This is a genomic window from Bacillus sp. GC_Bacil_1, assembly GCF_026540675.1.
Lineage (GTDB): Bacteria > Bacillota > Bacilli > Bacillales > Bacillaceae_G > Bacillus_A > Bacillus_A cereus.
Genome location: NZ_JALNUG010000006.1, coordinates 68,728 through 88,036 on the forward strand (window position 1 = coordinate 68,728; position 19,309 = coordinate 88,036).

The window sequence follows — 19,309 nt, forward strand, 5'->3', positions numbered from 1 at the left end:
ATTCTTCACATATGAACAGCTCTTGGCCATTCATGGTACATATTTGCTTTACATAACGCTTGTTCCATCCATTGCTCAATCTCTTTCGTGTACATTTCTATGAAAAATGTCTCAGACGGGAAAGAATGCAGTACTTCTGATATATATTGTGGATATAAAAACGGCATATTTATCATACCTTTTAATTGCGTCATAAACATTGTAAATGATACTTTCTGAAATTCTTGTTTCATTTGTCCTTGTCTAATAATTTGCTCTATATAATATCTTTCTTTAGAAAAATAAACGGTCATCACTTCACGAATTAATGTCGTATCAAGCGAAAGCTCTCGGTAGAAGAAACGTGTTAGTTCTCTATTTTCAAATTGATATCGTAACATCCCACGCACCATTTGCACCATCACATCTTTAGCCGACAAATACTCTCTCTGTTCAAACGAAATTTCAATCACATGAATATACCCTTCTAAAAAATCAGTAATAAGCTGTTCTAATAAACCTTGCTTCCCAGCAAAATAATATGAAATATTCGCTACATTCACATCCGCTCGCTTTGCAATGTCTCGCACCGACGTTCCATCATAACCTTTCGTATTAAACAACGATATTGCCGCATCAATTACTTTTTGTTTCGTCTGCTTCATGCGCTCACTTCCTCTCAATGAACAGCTATAGTTTAAATTTCTTGACTTTTAAGACAAATTCCTTTAATTTTCTATCGACAAAGTCATGTGAAATACATCGTATTTTGCTAATATTTTACACATCTCGATAAAAAAGGAGCTGTTTCCATGTTTACTAAAGAAAGTTATGCAGGATCTCGCGTGCAGCAATATGAGACAGTAATTAAACAACTGGATGCGTTATTAACTGGCGAATCAAACGTAGTCGCAAACTTATCAAATGCGTCCGCATTATTAAACCAATTTTTAGATCGCGTTAATTGGGTTGGCTTTTACGTAACAGAAGGAAATCAGCTTGTCCTTGGACCGTTCCAAGGAATGCCTGCTTGCGTACGCATTCCATTTGGACGAGGCGTTTGCGGCGTAGCAGCTGAAACGAAAACAACGCAGCTTGTAGCGGACGTTCACCAATTCCCAGGTCACATCGCTTGCGATAGTGCTTCTAATTCAGAAATCGTTGTACCGATTGTGAAAGAAGGAGCTGTCATTGGTGTACTTGACATTGATAGTCCTGAAAAGAATCGTTTTGATGAAGTAGATCAGTGCTATTTAGAAAAGTTTGTGGAAACACTCCTAAAACATATGTAAAAAGAAAAGAGCGAGTTATCGATTTAGTACGTCCTGTACAAAACCGATAGCTCACTCTTTTTTTATTGATTAACAGTAGATATTTTCTTTAATGCTTGCTCTAAATCAGAAACGATATCCTCCCAAGATTCTAAACCAACCGATAAGCGTATTAAATTATCGAAAATGCCCATTTCTTTTCTTAGTTCAGCTGGAATCGCAGCGTGCGTCATCGTTGCTGGATGCTGAATTAACGTTTCTGTATCTCCTAAACTCACCGCAATTGTAATAAAGTGGAGGTCATTAATAAATGCTTGCGTCTCTTCTTTTCCGCCTTTTACTGAAAAAGAAATAACACCGCCCCCGCGCTTCATTTGACGAGATGCTAATTCCCCTTGTGGATACCAAACACCTTCTACCGCATCATGTTTTCTTAAGAACGATACAATTTTTTCTGCATTATCACAATGACGATCCATTCTTACCGCTAACGTCTTTAACCCGCGTAATAATAACCACGCATCAAACGGCGCCATAATGCCGCCGATATCTTTTCGCATCGGGCGAATCTTTTCAGCTAACGCTTTCGTTTTACAAATTGTTACACCCGCTACAACGTCACCATGGCCACCAATATATTTTGTCGCACTATGCACAACAGCGTCACAGCCAAGCTCAAGCGGTCTTTGTAAATAAGGTGAACAAAACGTATTATCAACAATGACAAGTAAACCATTTTGCTTCGCAACCTGAATAACTTGTTTTAAATCGATTAATTTCATTGTTGGATTAATCGGTGTTTCAACGAAAATAAGCTTTGTATTTGGACGAATTTTATTTTCAATATCAACCTCTGTCTCCATCTCACAAAACGAATGCGTAATCATAAATTTTTCTTCTAACACTTCTAAAAAACCGTACGTACACCCATATAATCCATTTGAACAAATAATATGATCTCCAGCCTTTAAAAAACCGATTAAAGTTGCTGAAATAGCTGCCATACCAGATCCGAAGGCAAGTGCTTCTTCTCCTCCTTCTAACACCGCCATACGTTCTTCAAATAATTTCACAGTCGGATTTCCAAGCCTTGAGTAAATATAAGATGGATCCACTCCCGCAAAACTCGCCTCTCCTTGCTGCGCAGTCTCAAATGTAAACGTAGAGGTTTGAAATAAAGGTGGTGTTAAACTTCCTTTATGTTCCTCAGGTGTATAACCGTGATGAATTAACGCTGTCTCCATATGCTTCTTTTTCATAAAAACATCCCCTTTATGTTTTTATTACCGCATATTCACCAGTAAAAAACTGATGAACGTTTTTACTACATTTTATGTAAGCGTTTTATTTGTGTTTCTATCTCTTCTTTTATATTGTTTTAAATTCCTTCTTATATTAATTTCCAAAATTTATATGCATAAAACAAAAACGTACTCGCTTGACGAAACTCTGGGTAAAAGATATAATAGCGTTTGTGTAAAATAAAAAGGCAGCCTTGTAATGTGAGTTTATCGTTTGTATTTTGTTCCTCTACGGAGGTGTATCTCGTAACTCCCTGCTGCTGGAGCGAAGGTACATGAAAACAAAATGCCCGTAAATATCGATTACGTCTGTTTTTATTTTACGTAAATAAAAACATTTTTAAAGGAGGAGTCAACTATGGCTCGTTATACAGGTCCAGCTTGGAAACTGTCTCGTCGTCTTGGAATCTCTCTAAGCGGCACAGGAAAAGAATTAGAAAAACGCCCTTACGCACCAGGTCCTCACGGTCCTAACCAACGTAAGAAACTTTCAGAATACGGTTTACAATTACAAGAGAAACAAAAACTTCGTCACATGTACGGCATGACTGAGCGTCAATTCCGTCGCACATTTGACCAAGCAGGTAAAATGCCTGGTAAGCACGGCGAAAACTTCATGATCCTTCTTGAAGCTCGTCTTGACAACTTAGTTTACCGTATGGGCTTAGCTCGCACTCGTCGTGCAGCTCGCCAATTAGTAAACCACGGTCACATCATGGTTGATGGCGCTCGCGTAGATATCCCATCTTACCGTGTAAAACCTGGTCAAACTATCAGCGTTCGCGAAAAATCTAACAGCCTTGTTGTTGTTAAAGAAGCGATCGAAGTTAACAACTTCGTACCAGAATACTTAACTTTCGATGCTGACAAATTAGAAGCTACTTACACTCGTCACGCTGAGCGTGCTGAGTTACCAGCTGAAATCAACGAAGCATTAATCGTAGAGTTCTACTCTCGTTAATGACAAAAAGCCAATCCTGTGGATTGGCTTTTTTCAATTACCCCATTATTTTTATATCCTACATAACATAAAAATCCCAATACCCTATACTCCCATCTAAAACAAAAAGAATAACCTCCCTGTTTCCATAAAGAACTCTGTTATATTATGAATTTTCACGGAATAACAATAATATTAAAGATTTTTAAACTTTATAACGAGGAGACATTGATATGGAATTCAGAAATGACATAAACAAAATAGCTAACCAAATTTTAGAACGAACAGAGTACATAACTAATGAAGAAATGACCAAGCAATCATTAATTATTCCTTTTCTTCAAAAACTAGGTTATGACGTTTTTAATCCTTTAGAAGTTAGACCTGAGTATGTTGCAGACTTCGGAACTAAGAAGGGAGAAAAAGTCGATTATGCGGTTTTTAAAAATGGGGTTCCAATTATTTTAATCGAGGCAAAATCTGTAACAGAAAATCTCCTTAAACACGATGCGCAACTATCTAGATATTTCAATGCCTTACCTGATGTCAAAGTAGGGGTACTAACTAATGGTGTAGAATACAAGTTTTATACTGATTTAACAAATGACAATGTGATGGATGAAAAACCTTTCTTCACATTCAGCATGGATAATTTAACTAATTTAGATATTGAAACGATTGAAACTTTTACAAAAGAAAATTTTGAAGCTGAAGAAATCGTAAAATATGCTGAAGAGCTTATTTATATGACCAATTTAAACTCTACAATTAAAGAACTATTTAAAAATCCTTCAGATGACTTCCTTCGTTTTCTAATTAGAGACTTTAGCTCAACTAGAATTACAAATAACGTTTTAGAGCGATTCCGACCAATCGTTAAAAAAGCAATTAATCGAACACTATTAGAAATAATCAGTGATGGTTTAACACCAAAAGAAACCAAAACATCGGAGAAAATAGAAACAAGCCTAGTTGCAGCTGCTTCTACTGAAATAATTGAAGACATTAACAAAGAAGACAAAACAGATAGAGTTTTCACTACAGAAAATGAACTAACCGCATTTAACATTGTTAAAGAGATTTTAACTGAGCATCAAAGAGATATCAGTAACCTCAAATATAAAGATACCATTAGTTATTTTTGTATCATGAATCGTGTAATCACAAAATGGTTTATACGTCTCTTCCTTGATGGCGATGCAAAATCCTTAGTTGTAAGACTCGATTTAGAAGCTACTAAACAGCTATGCCCTAATTTTGTGGTTGAACAAGCCCCAAAATCACAGGGAGTGAGTAGAATTTTTATTGATAACGTTAATGACTTAAAAGATCTGGAAGCACTTATTACTTCGTGCTATGATCAAATTTTAGCTAATGTTTAAAAGAGAAAAATGGACGCTCTTTTTCCAACGACCTGACAAAAAGCCAATCCAATGGATTGGCTTTTGAAGTTTATATATAAAATAAAGTTATTTATTTTCCTCTTTTTGAACATATACATAAGCATCTTTCTGCTCTTTATGTATATCAACCTTCGAATTCTCTGCAAGCTGACCCGCATTTAGCAAAGAAAAAATAATGAGCGCTTCTAGTGACATTTTGTTTTACCACTCCTTTCTAGTTGTTATACATTTATCATACCGCTTACATGTGATTTCCGTATGAACTCGAAAAGGAGATTAAAACAAAAAAGCTTTGAGGAATTTCCCCAAAGCTTTTTATTTATTAGTAACGAATTAAGAAATATTTCTTCTTACCGCGGCGAATGATTGTAAATTTACCTTCGATGCGGTCGTTTTCTGTTACAACGTAGTCTAACGCTTGTGTACGCTCACCGTTTACGTAGATTGCGCCGTTCGTTACATCTTCACGTGCTTGACGTTTTGATGGAGAGATTTTGCTTTCTACAAGTAAGTCGATTAATACTGTATCTTCTGCAGTACGTTCTACAGATGGTACGTCTTTGAATCCTTGTTCAATTTCGCTTGCAGTTAGTTCTGCTACAGAACCGCTGAATAGTGCAGCTGAAATTTTGATTGCTTGCTCTAATGCTTCTTCGCCGTGAACAAGTTTTGTCATTTCAGAACCTAATGCTTTTTGTGCTGCACGTTTTTCTGGCGCTTCAGCTACTTGCTTTTCAAGCTCAAGAATTTCTTCATGAGATAAGAATGTGAAGTATTTTAAGTATTTAACAACATCGCGGTCATCTGTGTTAATCCAGAATTGGTAGAACTCGTAAGGAGTTGTTTTCTCTGGGTCTAACCAAATTGCGCCACCTTCTGTTTTACCAAACTTCGTACCGTCAGATTTAGTAACAAGTGGAATTGTTAAACCGAATGCTTTCGCATCTTCCTCTGATTTACGGATTAATTCAAGACCAGCTGTAATGTTACCCCATTGGTCACTACCACCGATTTGCAGACGGCAATTATGGTGTTGGTATAAGTTTAAGAAGTCGTATGATTGTAAAATCATGTAACTGAACTCAGTGAATGAAATACCAGTTTCTAAACGAGATGCTACTGTATCTTTTGCTAACATATAGTTTAAACCGAAGTTTTTACCGATATCGCGTAAGAATGAAATTACATCTAAGTTACCAAGCCAGTCATAGTTGTTAGCCATTGTTGCTGGGTTGTCCACGTTTTCGAACTCTAAGAAGTTTGAAAGTTGGTTTTTAATGCTTTCTGTGTAGTAAGCAACTGTATCTTTCGTATTTAATGTACGCTCTGCTTTTTTACCACTTGGGTCACCAATCATACCAGTACCACCACCAACAAGTGCGATTGGTTGGTGACCAGCTAATTGGAAACGACGTAACATTAATACTGGTAACATATGACCGATGTGTAAGCTATCTGCTGTCGGATCGAAACCACAGTATAATTTAACGCTTTCTTTTTCTAATAATTGCTCAAGGCCCTCAGCATCTGTTTGCTGATTAATTAGACCGCGAAATTCAAGATCTTGTAAAATACCCATATCCTACATACTCTCCTTTAAGTTCATTACTGGCGTGAAGGTTGAAAACATAAAAAAATCGCCCCTTCAAATAAGGGACGATTTTGATTATCGCGTTACCACCCTAGTTGCAGGCCAAAAAGCCTACCACCTTATTTACATAACGGCTTAGCACCGTCTTTTCCCTTTTGAATACAATTCAATCGAAAAAAGATGCTCTAGGGGCGTAATTCGCGATCATCTATGTGCTGATTTCCACCGACCATCAGCTCTCTAAAACAGGGAAATGATCACTACTTCTCCCTTTCCACGCTCAATTATTCATATACTTTTCTTTATACCATCATTTATATAGGTGTGTCAAATAGAGGTCCGGTTTCTCTTCTTGTCAATCCTTTACAACGTCGCAAGAAGTAATTTATTAGACATAAAAAAGCCTCCCTCATCTATTCTTTCACAAATGTATACAGACGAGGAAGACACTTCGTTCAAATATTATTTTAATTTTTTTATAATCTTTGCGGGATTCCCGCCAACTACTACATTATTAGGCACATCTTTCGTTACGACAGCACCAGATGCGATCACCGCATTGTCTCCAATTGTTACACCTGGATTAATAATTGCTCTTCCGCCAATCCATACGTTATCGCCAATTGTAACTGGTTTTCCGTATTCTGATCCGCTTATACGCTCTACTGGATCAAGCGGGTGCGTTGCTGTATAAATGTGAACACCTGGAGCTAACATACAGTTCACTCCGATTGTTACCGGGCATACGTCTAAAATCGTACAGTCAAAGTTCGCGTAAAAATTTTCACCGACATGAATGTTATAGCCGTAATCACATCTAAAAGAAGATTCAAGATGAATGTTATCTCCAGTCGTTCCAAATAATTCTTTTACGATTTCGCTACGCTCTTTTAATTGCTCTTCTGGCGTATCATTTAATTTTCTCGTTAATATACGTGCTTGCTCTCTTTCTTGTACTAAAACTGGATCAGCCGGTATGTACATTTCTCCTAGTATCATCTTTTCTTTTTCTGTTTTCATCATACTCCCCCCTTTAACTTATATATATAAGTTAACAATAACATAAAAAAGGTCTGAACATTTTTCGTTCAGACCTTTCTCTCTTAATCTTCCATCGTTGATAAGTCACCTGTTGGTAAGTTTAATTCCCACGCTTTTAATACGCGGCGCATAATTTTACCACTTCTCGTTTTCGGTAATTTATCTCTAAATTCAATTTGTCGTGGCGCCGCATGAGCTGCTAGACCTTTCTTTACAAATTGACGAATTTCTTCTTTTAATTCATCAGATGGTTCGTATCCTGCTCGAAGTGCGATAAATGCTTTAATAATTTCGCCGCGCACTGGATCAGGAATACCAATTACACCTGCTTCTGCAACAGCAGCATGCTCGATTAATTTACTTTCTACTTCAAACGGACCAACGCGCTCACCTGACGTCATAATTACATCATCAATACGTCCTTGGAACCAGAAGTATCCATCTTCATCCATATATGCAGAGTCACCTGATACGTACCAATCTCCCGGCATGAAATAAGATTCATACTTTTGCTGGTTATTCCAGATTGCACGCATCATAGATGGCCAACCTTTCGCAATCGCTAAGTTACCCATTGTGTATGGAGGCACTTCATTTCCTTCATTATCAACAATCGCTGCTTTTACACCTGGAATTGGTTTACCCATTGAACCTGGACGGATTTCCATACAAGGGTAGTTACAAATAACTTGTCCACCTGTTTCTGTCATCCACCACGTATCATGAATACGAAGTCCAAATGCATTCATACCCCAGCGAATTACTTCTGGATTTAACGGTTCACCAACGCTTAATACGTGACGAACTTGTGATAAGTCATATTTTTTAATTGCGTCTTGTCCAGCTCCCATTAACATACGGAACGCTGTTGGTGCGCTGTACCAAACCGTCACACCGTAATCTTGCAGTGCTTCATACCAAGCTTCTGGACTAAAGCGTCCACCTAAAATAACATTTGACGCTCCAACTAACCACGGTGCGAAAATACCGTAAGCAGTTCCCGTTACCCAGCCCGGGTCAGCTGTGCACCAATATACGTCATCTTCTTTTAAATCTAATACCCATTTCGCCGTTTGATAATGCTGAACCATTGCATTTTGCGCATGAAGCACACCCTTTGGCTTACCAGTAGAACCAGACGTATAGTGAAGAATTAAACCATCTTCACGGCCTAACCATTCAATATGTAATTCTTTTGAAGCTTGTTCAAATAAAGGATTGAACGCTACCGTTTTACCGCCTTCTTCTACATTATCTCCAACAAGGAAAACTGTTTTTAAAGCAGGTAAATCATTTAATGGTACACGCTCTAATAACTCAGGCGTTGTAATTAACACCTTCGCTTCACTATCTTCTAAACGATCGCGAACCGCACCTTCCATAAATGCTTCAAATAACGGTCCAACAATTGCTCCTAATTTCACTGCACCTAAAAGTGCGAAATATAACTCTGGAGAACGTGGCATAAAAATAAAAACGCGATCGCCTTTTTCTACATCGCCATAATTTTTCAGGACATTCCCTGCTTTATTAGAAAAATCCTTCATTTCCTTAAATGTATATTTCTCTTTTCGCGATCCATCTTGATAATAAAGAGCTACTTTATTCTTTCGATCGGATTTCGCATGCTTATCAATTGCCTCATACGCCATATTTACTCGGCCTGTTTCATTCCAAGTAAAGTTTTTATTAACCTCTTCCCAGTTAAAATTCGCGTATGCCTCATCATAATTCGGCAAATTATTTTCTCCTTTAATGACAGGAAGCGTTTCTACTTTCATACTTTACATCCCCCTCCTATGTATTCTATTATCTATTATAATGATATTATTTAAAATTTTCAGTATATTTGTTGATTTTTAGACAAATTTTTAATGACAAAATTCGATTCACATCGCATATATTATAAAGTACGATATTAATAGATTCACAAACCCTCAAGGTGGTGAGCAATACATTGATTCATAAAAAAATATACAATGCTAGAAACTTAAAAACAGCGAAAGGCACTTTAATTATTGAAGGTCCTGTCTCTACACATAATCTTGAAATGTATGAATTTCATCCAGATTTAGTTGCATTTCGTCCTGCTGAACAGCAATATAAAGCAATTGTCGAAATTTCTAAATTACCAGAAGCTCGACTCATTATTGCTAGACATGACCAAATGATTGTTGGATATGTTACATATTTATATCCTGATCCACTTGAACGATGGTCAGAAGGAAAAATGGAAAACTTAATTGAGCTCGGGGCAATTGAAGTAGTCCCAGCCTTCCGCGGGAGTTCTGTCGGAAAGAACTTACTAGAGGTTTCTATGATGGACGATTATATGGAAGATTACATTATATTGACGACTGAATATTATTGGCACTGGGATTTGAAACAAACAGGATTGAATGTGTGGGAATACCGAAAAGTAATGGAAAAGATGATGAATGCCGGCGGGTTACAATGGATGGCTACAGACGATCCTGAAATTTGTTCACATCCCGCCAACTGTTTAATGGTCCGCATCGGTAAACGCGTTGATACGGATTCTATTCAAGCTTTTGATCGTCTACGTTTTCACAATCGTTTTATGTATTAATAAAGGGGGCAACTGGAATGATTGTAGAAGAAATTATGAATCAAAATGTAGTTACACTACATCCAAACGATACAATCGAAACAGCAATCCGAACGATTCGCACGAAAGGCATTCGGCACATTCCAATTGTCGATCAAAATAATCACGTCGTAGGCATTATTTCTGATCGGGATGTAAGAGATGCAAGTCCGTCTATTCTAGATGAACAAGTTTCACTCGATATGCTACAGCAACCGCTTGAACTTATTATGAAACATCCTGTAATGACTTGCCACCCTCTCGATTTCGTTGAGGAAATTGCTACTTTATTTTTTGAAAATAAAATTGGCTGCCTTCCTGTTACAAAGGCTGGTAAGTTAGTTGGTATCATCTCAGAATCTACAGTACTGCACACGTTAGTGAAATTAACAGGGGCACATCAACCGAGTTCACAAATTGAAATTCAAGTAAAAAACGAACCTGGTATTCTTGGAAAAGTCGTTGCTATTTTTAGTGATTTACAAATAAATATCGTGAGCGTTCTCGTCTATCCAGCAAAAGATGAGAATGATAAAGTACTTGTTTTCCGCATTCAAACGATGAATCCTCTAAAAGTGATTGATGCACTTGAAGCAGAAGGCTATCGCGTATTATGGCCGAACATCATGGGGATGCAAGCATGAGTAGCGCGTTTATTTATTCGGATGACTTTCGGGGCTATTCATTTAGCCCTGATCATCCTTTTAACCAACTGCGCGTCACACTTACGTATGATTTATTACAAAAGGGCGGTTTCATCTCTTCTTCCCAAATCATCTCACCACGGATGGCTACAGATGAAGAGATTGCCTACGTTCATACAGAGGAGTACATAAATGCGGTAAAACGTGCTGGAGAAGGAAAGTTAGAAAAATCAATTGCGATGACATATGGACTTGGAACAGAAGATACACCGATGTTTCCAAATATGCACGAAGCAAGCGCATTGCTCGTTGGTGGTACATTAACAGCTGTCGATGCTGTTCTTTCCGGAAAAGTAAAACACGCGCTTAACTTAGGAGGCGGCTTACATCATGGCTTCCGTGGTAAAGCATCTGGCTTTTGTATTTATAACGACAGTTCTATCGCAATGAAGTATATTCAGAAGAAATACGGTTTACGCGTCCTATATATTGATACAGACGCTCATCACGGTGATGGTGTACAGTGGTCATTTTATGATGACCCTAACGTATGCACCATTTCATTACATGAAACTGGTCGCTATTTATTCCCTGGAACTGGCGCTGTAAACGAACGTGGACAAGGTAATGGTTATAGTTATTCTTTTAACGTTCCACTCGATGCTTTTACAGAAGATGAATCGTTCTTAGAATCATATCGAACTGTTGTAAAAGAAGTTGCAGCGTACTTTAAACCGGATATTATTTTAACGCAAAATGGTGCTGACGCACATTATTATGACCCACTTACACACCTTTGTGCGACCATGAATATTTACCGCGAAATACCGAAACTCGCTCGTGAAATTGCTAATGAATATTGCGACGGTCGCTGGATCGCTGTCGGCGGTGGTGGCTATGACCATTGGCGCGTCGTTCCAAGAGCTTGGGCACTCATTTGGCTCGAAATGAACAACATCCAAAACATCTCAGGTTATCTCCCTCCAGAATGGATTGAAGCTTGGAAAGGACAAGCAGAAACAGAACTTCCCCTCACATGGGAAGATCCAGACAACATGTATAAACCTATCCCCCGTAAACCAGAAATTGAAGAAAAAAACGCATTAACTGTAGCGAAATCCCTTGAAATTATTCGGAATAATATGACAAAATCTTTGTACTAAACGAAAAGGAGGCTCGTTTTTGAATAGCCTCCTTTTATTTATTGTCGGTTTCTGTCGGTAAGTCGATATATTTTAATAATCGCTGATATATTTCGAGATGCGCCGATATATTTTCATTTCATAACAGCCTGGCCCAACTTTTATGAGAAAAGGTCGTGATATTATGTGGAAACGACAAATGATCCACACGAAACGTGGCACATTTGAACTCTTTACAAAAGGAGATGGCGAATCGCTTTGTATTACACATCACTATTCACAATTTAATGAAACTGGTGATTACTTTGCGGATGTTTTTACTGCTACGCATCGTGTATTTCTCATTAATTTACGAGATACTGGTAGCTCTGTAACCGCCCAGTCAGAAAACGAATTAAGCATGATTGAAACAATCCACGACTTGGAAGCCATACGAGAAGCATTACAACTTCCAACATGGCATTTCGCTGGCCATTCAACAGGTGGTATGCTTGGACTTTTATATACGATTACATATCCAAATTCCTTACAATCATTAGCCGTAGTAGGAGCTGCAGCAAGTAACTATACCGAAACACCATTTTGCATTTATCATCCCGAACATTCACAATTTCATTATATGCAAGAGCTCATCGAAAACTTAAAAAGCCCTCACCTTACAAGTGAAGAACGGAAAGAACTATCTACTAAGAGAACAAAATTATCATTGTATAAACCAGAAAACTACAACTCTTATTTTTGTAAACCAATCAAAAAAACAATGTCCGTTAGCCGGATGAATGCTTTCGTCAATGAATATCCTTCATTTGATTTAAGAGAGTATTTACCTTCCATCCAAACAAAGACACTTATTATATGCGGAAGATATGATGTACAGTGCCCAATTCAGTATTCTATCAAGATGCATGATGGGATACGTAATTCTATCTTCATTCCATTTGAAAACAGCAACCATTATCCTTTTTTAGAAGAGGCTACTCAGTTTACTTCTACTACTCAAACATTTTATAAATCGTTAGTACCGTTATTATTAAGAAAACCTAAACACTGACAAAAAGCTCACAGCCTCTATAAGACTATGAGCTTTTTTCAAAAGAAATATTTCACACTAAAAACAACTAAAAAAATACAAGAAATAACAACTAAACCCACATCAAGTAATACCGACTTTTTATCTCTATCTTTTAAACTTACCTTAGAGCTAGAAATGCTTTTAATTACCCAAAAGATCACAAAAAAGAACCAACCAAAATGATCATTCGTAGAATCTTCATCATAAAACATTTGTATTGCACCAATAATCAATAAGATAAGTACGATATTAGTTCCAATCTTTAAAGCCTTGTTTGATTTATTATCTTTTAATATATCCCCCAACATATAGCACGCCCCTCATGCTCTCCTCTGTTTTGTTTCTCTTTACATTTTAACATAAATTACCTATTCCTTCCTTTTCATTCGAATAACATACAAAAAAACCTGCCAATTACTCGGCAGGTTCCCTACACATTAAAACGATAACCAGCTCCCCATACTGTTTCAATATATTGCGGGTGGGCAGGATCTCTTTCAATTTTTTCACGTAGCTTTCTAATGTGGACGACAACAGTGGCTAAATCACCAGCGGAATCTAATCCCCAAATGCGTTCAAATAACTGTTCTTTATTTAATACTTGGTTTGGATGTGTTACAAAGAATGTTAATAAATCAAATTCCTTCGTTGTAAATGCCACTTCTTCATTGTTTATAAAAACTTTCCTCGCCCGTTGATCGATAGAAATTCCGTGAATGTATAGCGTATCACGTTGCTTACTTACATTTCCTGATAATCTTTCATAACGAGCAATATGTGCTTTTACTCTTGCAACTAATTCGCTTGGACTAAACGGTTTCGTTATATAATCATCCGCTCCTAATCCGAGTCCGCGAATTTTATCTATATCTTCTTTTTTTGCTGAAACAAGTAGAATCGGAATATCTTTTACAGCACGTATTTGTTTACAAATTTCGAATCCGTTCATTTTCGGGAGCATAATATCTAAAATAATTAAATCATATTCTTCTTGCAGTGCTATTTGTAAACCTGTTTCTCCTGAATGCTCTACATCAACTTGGAAATCATTAATTTCTAAATAATCTCGCTGTAATTCTGCAATACTTACTTCATCTTCTATTAGTAAAATTCTTTTCAATTTACTCACCACATTCCTCTACTTTTTCCAATAAGAACAAAATGCTTGTGCCTTTACCAAGCTCGCTTTCCGCCCAAATTTCCCCGCCATGTTCTTCAACAATTTGCTTCGCTATTGCTAAACCAAGTCCACTTCCACCTGTGCTAGAATTTCGCGATTGTTCTGCACGATAAAAACGTTCAAAGATATACGGTAGCGTATCAGATTCTATACCTGATCCATTGTCCATCACTTTCACAATAACTTTATTGTTATCACTCGATACTGTTACAGTAATTTTCTTCTCTTCTTTATCCATGTACTTCACACTATTATGAATTAAATTTGATATAACTCTATTTATCTTTTCGCAATCAGCCGTTACATATAATGGCGATGAATGTAATTGTAAGTTAACTTCTATACCTTCTTCACTTAAATCCATCTGCATCTCTTCTATTAATTCTTGCATAAACGTATTTAATTCAACTGTCTCAAATTGGAATGGAACTCGATTCAAATCGAGCTTTGAAAACAAAAAGAGTTCATCAATGAGTGTGTCCATATGTTTTGCCTTCGTGTGAATTGTCGTTAAATACTTATCCATTTTTTCTGGCGTATTTGCTACCCCGTCCTTTATTCCCTCTACATATCCGATAATAGATGTAATCGGTGTTTTTAAATCATGCGATATGTTTGAAATAAGTTCTTTTCGATTTTCTTCATACTGCGTTTGTACTTCAATCGATTCTTTTAACTTCTTCCTCATTTCCTCAAATCCTTGATTTAATTGACCTATTTCATCGTGCGATGTAACTGGCATTTGAAAATCTAAATTTCCTTCTTTAATTTTCTCTGTTGCGCCTTTCAATACAAAAATTGGTTTTATTACACTTCTTGAAACGAGATAACTTAATAGCCCAATAAGTAAAATAGCTAATAGTAAAAGCGATACGAATAAGATTGGAAATAATTTTTGTGTAAGATCTACAAATGAACTTTGCTTTTTTAGTACAAATATACTCCCTTCTTCTTTCTCTGCAAAATAAAAATCAAATTTTACATATCGATAAAATGTATCACCTAGTTCCGTTGTACCACGACTATTAATATTTGCTGCTTCAAATTTCGGAAGGGCTTCTGTTAAAGTCGAACTTTCAAAACCCTTTGTAGCATAAGAAATGTTTTCTCCCTTTCTTACAATTATTTTCACGCCTTCTTTTTCAATTAATGAAACGAACGATTCATCTAATAATTGAGATTGATGTTGCTTTGCCGCTAATTTTAATTCAAGATAGGCATTCTCTTCTTCTGGTGTAAGCGGCTTTTGAATGTAAGAACTTTTATAGAAATTTTTCACTGCTTCCAAGTCACCTGTTATCGAAAAAACAATTAAAAATCCCGCGACTAATATGAGCATAATAGAAACGAGAATTACAGCAATATAAGAAAATAAAAACCTTGTTTTAATAGACATCATTTACATCCTCACTTTACCCATCCTTCATATTCATAAGCATAAAAATATATGTTCAAATACTCAAGCGATTTTATAGTAATTTTAGCGTCAGTTTATAAAAATTTAATGTTCCTATTTTACAGTTGAAATTAGGAGGTTGAAATTCCATGTTCAAAAAAACATTCAGTATGATATGTTGCGTAATTTTTTTACAAGGATGCTCGCAAGAACAAGAAGTAAAAAAGGAGATGACAAACATAGAGACTGCACTACTAGCAGCTACTGAAAAAAATGAAACGAATACTGTTATATCTTTACTAAAACAAGGCGCAAATATAAATGCGACGGATAATCAAGGACGCACTCCGCTTATGATTGCAACATACAAAAATGATGTAAAAACCGCAAAAATGCTTATCGAAGCTGGTGCTGACGTAAACATCCAAGATGACATGAAAAACAATCCCTTTCTATACGCCGGTGCGGAAGGTTACTTAGACATTTTAAAGCTAACAATTGATGCTGGTGCAGATCCTATGATTACAAATCGTTACGGCGGAACAGCTCTTATCCCAGCCTCAGAACATGGCTATATTGACGTTATAAAAGAACTCCTCACTCGAACAACTATTGATGTAAATCATGTAAATAACCTCGGATGGACAGCTTTAATGGAAGCCATCGTACTAAGTAACGGAAACGAAACACAGCAACAAGTCATTCGCCTTCTTATTGAGCACGGTGCAGATGTAAATATTCCAGACCATGATGGTGTTACCCCGTTAGAGCATGCTCGCGCTCATCACTTTGAAGAGATAGAGAAGATTTTGTTAGAAGGACGTAAGTAAAAAGCTAATTTTTGCCTTCCTCCCCCACCCTATGCTACATTTAAGCCGTTACATTAATATTAATAGGGTGGGAATAAAAATGAACAAACCTAAAATTGGGATGATTGGACTTGGAAGTATTGCGCAAAAGGCCTATCTTCCAACACTTACAAAAGAAACTGATTGGAATTTTGTAGGGGCGTTTACACCTAACGCAGAAAAAAGAAAACAAGTTTGCCAGCAATACCGGATTCAAGACTTTCATTCTATTGAAATGTTAGCTTCGGAATGCGATGCAATCTTCGTGCATAGTTCAACTGCATCACATTATGAAATCGTTTCTGAACTTCTGAAAAAAGGGATCGACGTTTATGTTGATAAGCCGCTAGCAGCTACAGTGGAACAAGCTGAGCAACTAGTCGAGTTGAGCGAGAAATATAACCGAAAATTAATGGTCGGATTTAATCGCAGATTCGTTCCTATGTACGTCGCTGCCAAAGAACAGGCTAATGATATTTCATGGATTCGAATTGAAAAGCATCGCACAAATAAAGTCGGGCCATATACGTACGATTTCACTATGTTAGATGATTATTTACACATTGTAGATACAGCTCGCTGGTTAGCTAATAATGACCTTAACGTCGTTCACAATATGATGCAAATCAATGAAAAGAATGAACTTCTTTACGGACATCATACATATACAACTCCAAGTGGACTGTTACTTTCTACTGCAATGCATCGCCATGCCGGTACAAATTTAGAACAAATTGAACTTGTAACGCCAGGGAAAATCATTCGCGTAAAAAATATGAACACATTTGAAATTGAACAGGAAAACTCAGTTTCACAAAGCGGTTCCCCATCATGGGATACAACGTTAAAACAACGTGGTTTTGAAGATGCTGTTCATCATTTTATTGAATGTGTACACGGAGATACAAAGCCTGTTGTAGATGGATTAGAAGGATTAAAAACGCAGCAAATGCTACAATCTTTACTAGATGATGTAAACAAAAATTAAAACGGATACATTTTTCAGAATTTACTTTCATTCCCATTTCCTCTTTATTTCTCTCGTAAATTTCTATAGAATATGTTGATAGGAATTATAAATTTCATAATGAATCGTGGAAAGGATGGGATTAACACATGTGGAACGAGTTTAAAAAATTCGCATTCAAAGGTAATGTAATCGATTTAGCTGTCGGGGTTGTAATCGGTGCTGCATTCGGTAAAATCGTTAGTTCTTTAGTAAAAGATATCATCACACCATTACTTGGTATGGTATTAGGTGGCGTTGACTTTACAGATTTAAAAATTACATTCGGTAAATCATCTATTATGTATGGTAACTTCATCCAAACTATTTTTGATTTCTTAATTATTGCAGCTGCTATCTTTATGTTTGTTAAAGTTTTCAACAAACTAACATCTAAAAGAGAAGAAGAAAAAGAGGAAGAACTTCCAGAACCAACAAAAGAAGAAGAACTTCTTGGCGAAATTCGCGACTTACTAAAACAGCAAAACTCTTCTAAAGATAGAGCATAATTGAACGGATAAAAAGGCATGTCCCTCGGGACATGCCTTTTCTATATGCTATAACGTTTCCGAATTCATATGAATAAATAAAATAATACCAGCAACCATAAGTACCATAATGCTACCTGCAAATAGTGTAATACCAATAAACATTAAACTTGTGCTCATATCTACTGATACACTTTCAATAAAAATAGAAATTACATACGTGATAAGGGCAATTCCTGCAAGAATACTTCCTGGAACAAATCGCTTTAAGCCATTTTGTTTTAACGTCATATATGCAAAAATAGCAGTCATACAAAGCGTAATTATCCAAAGAACGATCATCTCTTCTCCCCCCTCACAAGCCTTTTCTTTCTATTATACATGACATTGCCCTATAATAGGTAAATTTGCACTTATGTGACATATAACAAGGAATCATACAATTTATAGAGAAATCTTCTAAATAAGCTATAAACTAGGGAGAATTTCAATTGGAAGATGATATTGTAGGATATTTTAAACAAGTAGAGTGATTCGATTAAATTACAATTGACTTAGACAAAGATGAAACCATTATTACTGGCCATGTGAAACAATATGACCCTTCTAGATTTGAACAGTTAATACAAAGTTTTAAAACGCACTGCCCAAACATGCCTTGAACATAATTTACGAAGCGCTGAAGAACTTTTTGCATTTTGGAAAAGAAATTGACCACTAGGAAAATATGGATATTTTTCATATAAATTGATATAATTACCATATACAAATATTCTTTGTAAGGGAGTGTTCATAATGATTTGGATTTCACTAATCGTATTAGCTTATTTCATCATTCTCGTCCCAATACAGTACAACTACATTAAAATGCTCAAAGAAAAACAGAAAAAAATGAATGTCTCACAAAACGAACTATATGACAACATGTCTTATGAAGAATCCCAAGTACATTACCATTATCAAAGTAACGTATTTACAATACCTGCTTCGCTTGTCGCAAGTATTATTTATAAAGTGACACATGCAGCATAATGTGTACGCTGTAAAATTATTGTTTGAGTCTGTTCATACTGGTGAGCCTGATCCTACGAAAATTGATGAGCATTATGAAGAGAATCACGATACACTTTTTGAAGAAAGTATTATTCTTGTTAAGGCAAACAGTTTAGAAGAAGCTCATGAACTAGGTGAAAAGATAGCTATACAATCGGAGCACACATACGATAATATGTATGATGAGCAAATCACATGGACGTTCCGAAAAGTGTTACATGTGTTTGAATTAGACGATACGCCATTTGAAACTGGAAAAGAATTGTACGCAAGATTTTTACACGTTAAAAAAAATGAAACTGTAGATACAGTAATTGAAAAATATTATCCTGAATATGAATAAAAG

22 protein-coding genes and 1 other annotated feature are annotated in these 19,309 nt (G+C 36.4%); of the genes, 12 read left to right on the forward strand and 10 right to left on the reverse strand.

All coding sequences use genetic code 11. The annotated features are described in order from the left end of the window. Window positions 1-5 precede the first annotated feature (5 nt). The gene (gene refZ, locus OXT04_RS11310; RefSeq protein WP_000814914.1) at window positions 6-644 is read right to left on the reverse strand and encodes a forespore capture DNA-binding protein RefZ; all 639 of its coding nucleotides are present in this window, start codon (window positions 642-644) and stop codon (window positions 6-8) included. Between the two features lie 147 nt (window positions 645-791). On the opposite strand from refZ, the gene OXT04_RS11315 reads away from it, so the two are divergent. After that, window positions 792-1,271, forward strand: a complete 480-nt coding sequence (locus tag OXT04_RS11315; RefSeq protein ID WP_000494338.1) for a GAF domain-containing protein — start codon at window positions 792-794, stop codon at window positions 1,269-1,271. 62 nt (window positions 1,272-1,333) lie between these two features. Here the strand turns inward: OXT04_RS11315 and megL are convergent, their stop codons facing one another. Beyond that, entirely contained in the window at window positions 1,334-2,509 is a 1,176-nt protein-coding gene (megL, locus tag OXT04_RS11320) for a methionine gamma-lyase (protein ID WP_267414585.1), read from the reverse strand. 400 nt (window positions 2,510-2,909) lie between these two features. Between megL and rpsD the strand changes: the two genes are divergently transcribed. Together rpsD and OXT04_RS11330 are read left to right on the forward strand one after the other, a co-directional pair. Next, window positions 2,910-3,512, forward strand: coding sequence for a 30S ribosomal protein S4 (rpsD, locus tag OXT04_RS11325; RefSeq protein WP_000135315.1), 603 nt, complete (start codon window positions 2,910-2,912; stop codon window positions 3,510-3,512). A 212-nt stretch (window positions 3,513-3,724) separates the two neighbouring features. Continuing rightward, on the forward strand, window positions 3,725-4,873 hold the full coding sequence (locus OXT04_RS11330; protein WP_000395711.1) for a type I restriction endonuclease: 1,149 nt from the start codon (window positions 3,725-3,727) through the stop codon (window positions 4,871-4,873). Window positions 4,874-4,960: 87 nt separating this feature from the next. On the opposite strand, the gene OXT04_RS11335 is transcribed toward OXT04_RS11330, so the two are convergent. The 4 genes from OXT04_RS11335 to acsA form a co-directional block, all read right to left on the reverse strand. Then, window positions 4,961-5,089 carry a hypothetical protein gene (locus tag OXT04_RS11335; protein WP_000050940.1) on the reverse strand — a complete coding sequence of 43 codons (129 nt, stop codon included), beginning with the start codon at window positions 5,087-5,089 and terminating at the stop codon, window positions 4,961-4,963. A 127-nt stretch (window positions 5,090-5,216) separates the two neighbouring features. After that, on the reverse strand, window positions 5,217-6,473 hold the full coding sequence (gene tyrS, locus OXT04_RS11340; RefSeq protein ID WP_000512081.1) for a tyrosine--tRNA ligase: 1,257 nt from the start codon (window positions 6,471-6,473) through the stop codon (window positions 5,217-5,219). A 70-nt stretch (window positions 6,474-6,543) separates the two neighbouring features. Beyond that, window positions 6,544-6,771: a binding site (T-box leader), on the reverse strand. A gap of 176 nt (window positions 6,772-6,947) precedes the next feature. After that, window positions 6,948-7,508 (reverse strand): maltose acetyltransferase domain-containing protein, encoded by a 561-nt coding sequence (locus OXT04_RS11345; RefSeq protein WP_002026426.1) that lies wholly within the window; start codon window positions 7,506-7,508, stop codon window positions 6,948-6,950. Between the two features lie 80 nt (window positions 7,509-7,588). Further along, window positions 7,589-9,307, reverse strand: coding sequence for an acetate--CoA ligase (gene acsA / locus OXT04_RS11350; protein ID WP_000862047.1), 1,719 nt, complete (start codon window positions 9,305-9,307; stop codon window positions 7,589-7,591). A 176-nt stretch (window positions 9,308-9,483) separates the two neighbouring features. On the opposite strand from acsA, the gene acuA reads away from it, so the two are divergent. The 4 genes from acuA to OXT04_RS11370 all read left to right on the forward strand — a co-directional run bounded on the left by acuA (window position 9,484) and on the right by OXT04_RS11370 (window position 12,971). After that, entirely contained in the window at window positions 9,484-10,116 is a 633-nt protein-coding gene (acuA, locus tag OXT04_RS11355; RefSeq protein ID WP_000581393.1) for an acetoin utilization protein acetyltransferase AcuA, read from the forward strand. Window positions 10,117-10,133: 17 nt separating this feature from the next. Beyond that, a complete protein-coding gene (locus OXT04_RS11360; protein ID WP_000634583.1) occupies window positions 10,134-10,778 on the forward strand; it encodes an acetoin utilization AcuB family protein in 645 nt (214 codons plus the stop codon). After that, window positions 10,775-11,941, forward strand: a complete 1,167-nt coding sequence (gene acuC / locus OXT04_RS11365) for an acetoin utilization protein AcuC (protein ID WP_082187973.1) — start codon at window positions 10,775-10,777, stop codon at window positions 11,939-11,941. The genes OXT04_RS11360 and acuC overlap by 4 nt, the downstream gene beginning before the upstream one ends. A gap of 142 nt (window positions 11,942-12,083) precedes the next feature. Continuing rightward, window positions 12,084-12,971, forward strand: coding sequence for an alpha/beta fold hydrolase (locus OXT04_RS11370; RefSeq protein ID WP_369812828.1), 888 nt, complete (start codon window positions 12,084-12,086; stop codon window positions 12,969-12,971). A gap of 38 nt (window positions 12,972-13,009) precedes the next feature. Here the strand turns inward: OXT04_RS11370 and OXT04_RS11375 are convergent, their stop codons facing one another. The 3 genes from OXT04_RS11375 to OXT04_RS11385 all read right to left on the reverse strand — a co-directional run bounded on the left by OXT04_RS11375 (window position 13,010) and on the right by OXT04_RS11385 (window position 15,568). Beyond that, a complete protein-coding gene (locus OXT04_RS11375) occupies window positions 13,010-13,300 on the reverse strand; it encodes a hypothetical protein (protein ID WP_090976884.1) in 291 nt (96 codons plus the stop codon). 122 nt (window positions 13,301-13,422) lie between these two features. Next, window positions 13,423-14,112: a response regulator transcription factor gene (locus OXT04_RS11380; protein ID WP_003271808.1), complete on the reverse strand. Its 690-nt coding sequence runs from the start codon at window positions 14,110-14,112 to the stop codon at window positions 13,423-13,425. 1 nt (window position 14,113) lies between these two features. Continuing rightward, window positions 14,114-15,568, reverse strand: a complete 1,455-nt coding sequence (locus OXT04_RS11385; RefSeq protein WP_098284384.1) for a HAMP domain-containing sensor histidine kinase — start codon at window positions 15,566-15,568, stop codon at window positions 14,114-14,116. Window positions 15,569-15,717: 149 nt separating this feature from the next. On the opposite strand from OXT04_RS11385, the gene OXT04_RS11390 reads away from it, so the two are divergent. The 3 genes from OXT04_RS11390 (at window position 15,718) to mscL (ending at window position 17,931) form a co-directional block, all read left to right on the forward strand. Next, window positions 15,718-16,398 carry an ankyrin repeat domain-containing protein gene (locus OXT04_RS11390; RefSeq protein WP_097946389.1) on the forward strand — a complete coding sequence of 227 codons (681 nt, stop codon included), beginning with the start codon at window positions 15,718-15,720 and terminating at the stop codon, window positions 16,396-16,398. A gap of 79 nt (window positions 16,399-16,477) precedes the next feature. Continuing rightward, window positions 16,478-17,404 (forward strand): Gfo/Idh/MocA family protein, encoded by a 927-nt coding sequence (locus tag OXT04_RS11395; protein WP_023523189.1) that lies wholly within the window; start codon window positions 16,478-16,480, stop codon window positions 17,402-17,404. 128 nt (window positions 17,405-17,532) lie between these two features. After that, window positions 17,533-17,931: a large-conductance mechanosensitive channel protein MscL gene (gene mscL / locus OXT04_RS11400; protein WP_000267003.1), complete on the forward strand. Its 399-nt coding sequence runs from the start codon at window positions 17,533-17,535 to the stop codon at window positions 17,929-17,931. Window positions 17,932-17,979: 48 nt separating this feature from the next. Here mscL and OXT04_RS11405 read toward each other — a convergent pair whose 3' ends face one another. Then, complete coding sequence (locus tag OXT04_RS11405; protein ID WP_000636589.1) at window positions 17,980-18,252, reverse strand: DUF3917 domain-containing protein; 273 nt, start codon at window positions 18,250-18,252, stop codon at window positions 17,980-17,982. A 453-nt stretch (window positions 18,253-18,705) separates the two neighbouring features. Here OXT04_RS11405 and OXT04_RS11410 point away from each other — a divergent pair, with 453 nt between their 5' ends. Next, the gene (locus tag OXT04_RS11410) at window positions 18,706-18,942 is read left to right on the forward strand and encodes a DUF3949 domain-containing protein (RefSeq protein ID WP_098284383.1); all 237 of its coding nucleotides are present in this window, start codon (window positions 18,706-18,708) and stop codon (window positions 18,940-18,942) included. A gap of 1 nt (window position 18,943) precedes the next feature. Beyond that, window positions 18,944-19,306, forward strand: a complete 363-nt coding sequence (locus tag OXT04_RS11415) for a DUF4288 domain-containing protein (protein WP_053565471.1) — start codon at window positions 18,944-18,946, stop codon at window positions 19,304-19,306. Window positions 19,307-19,309: the final 3 nt, after the last annotated feature.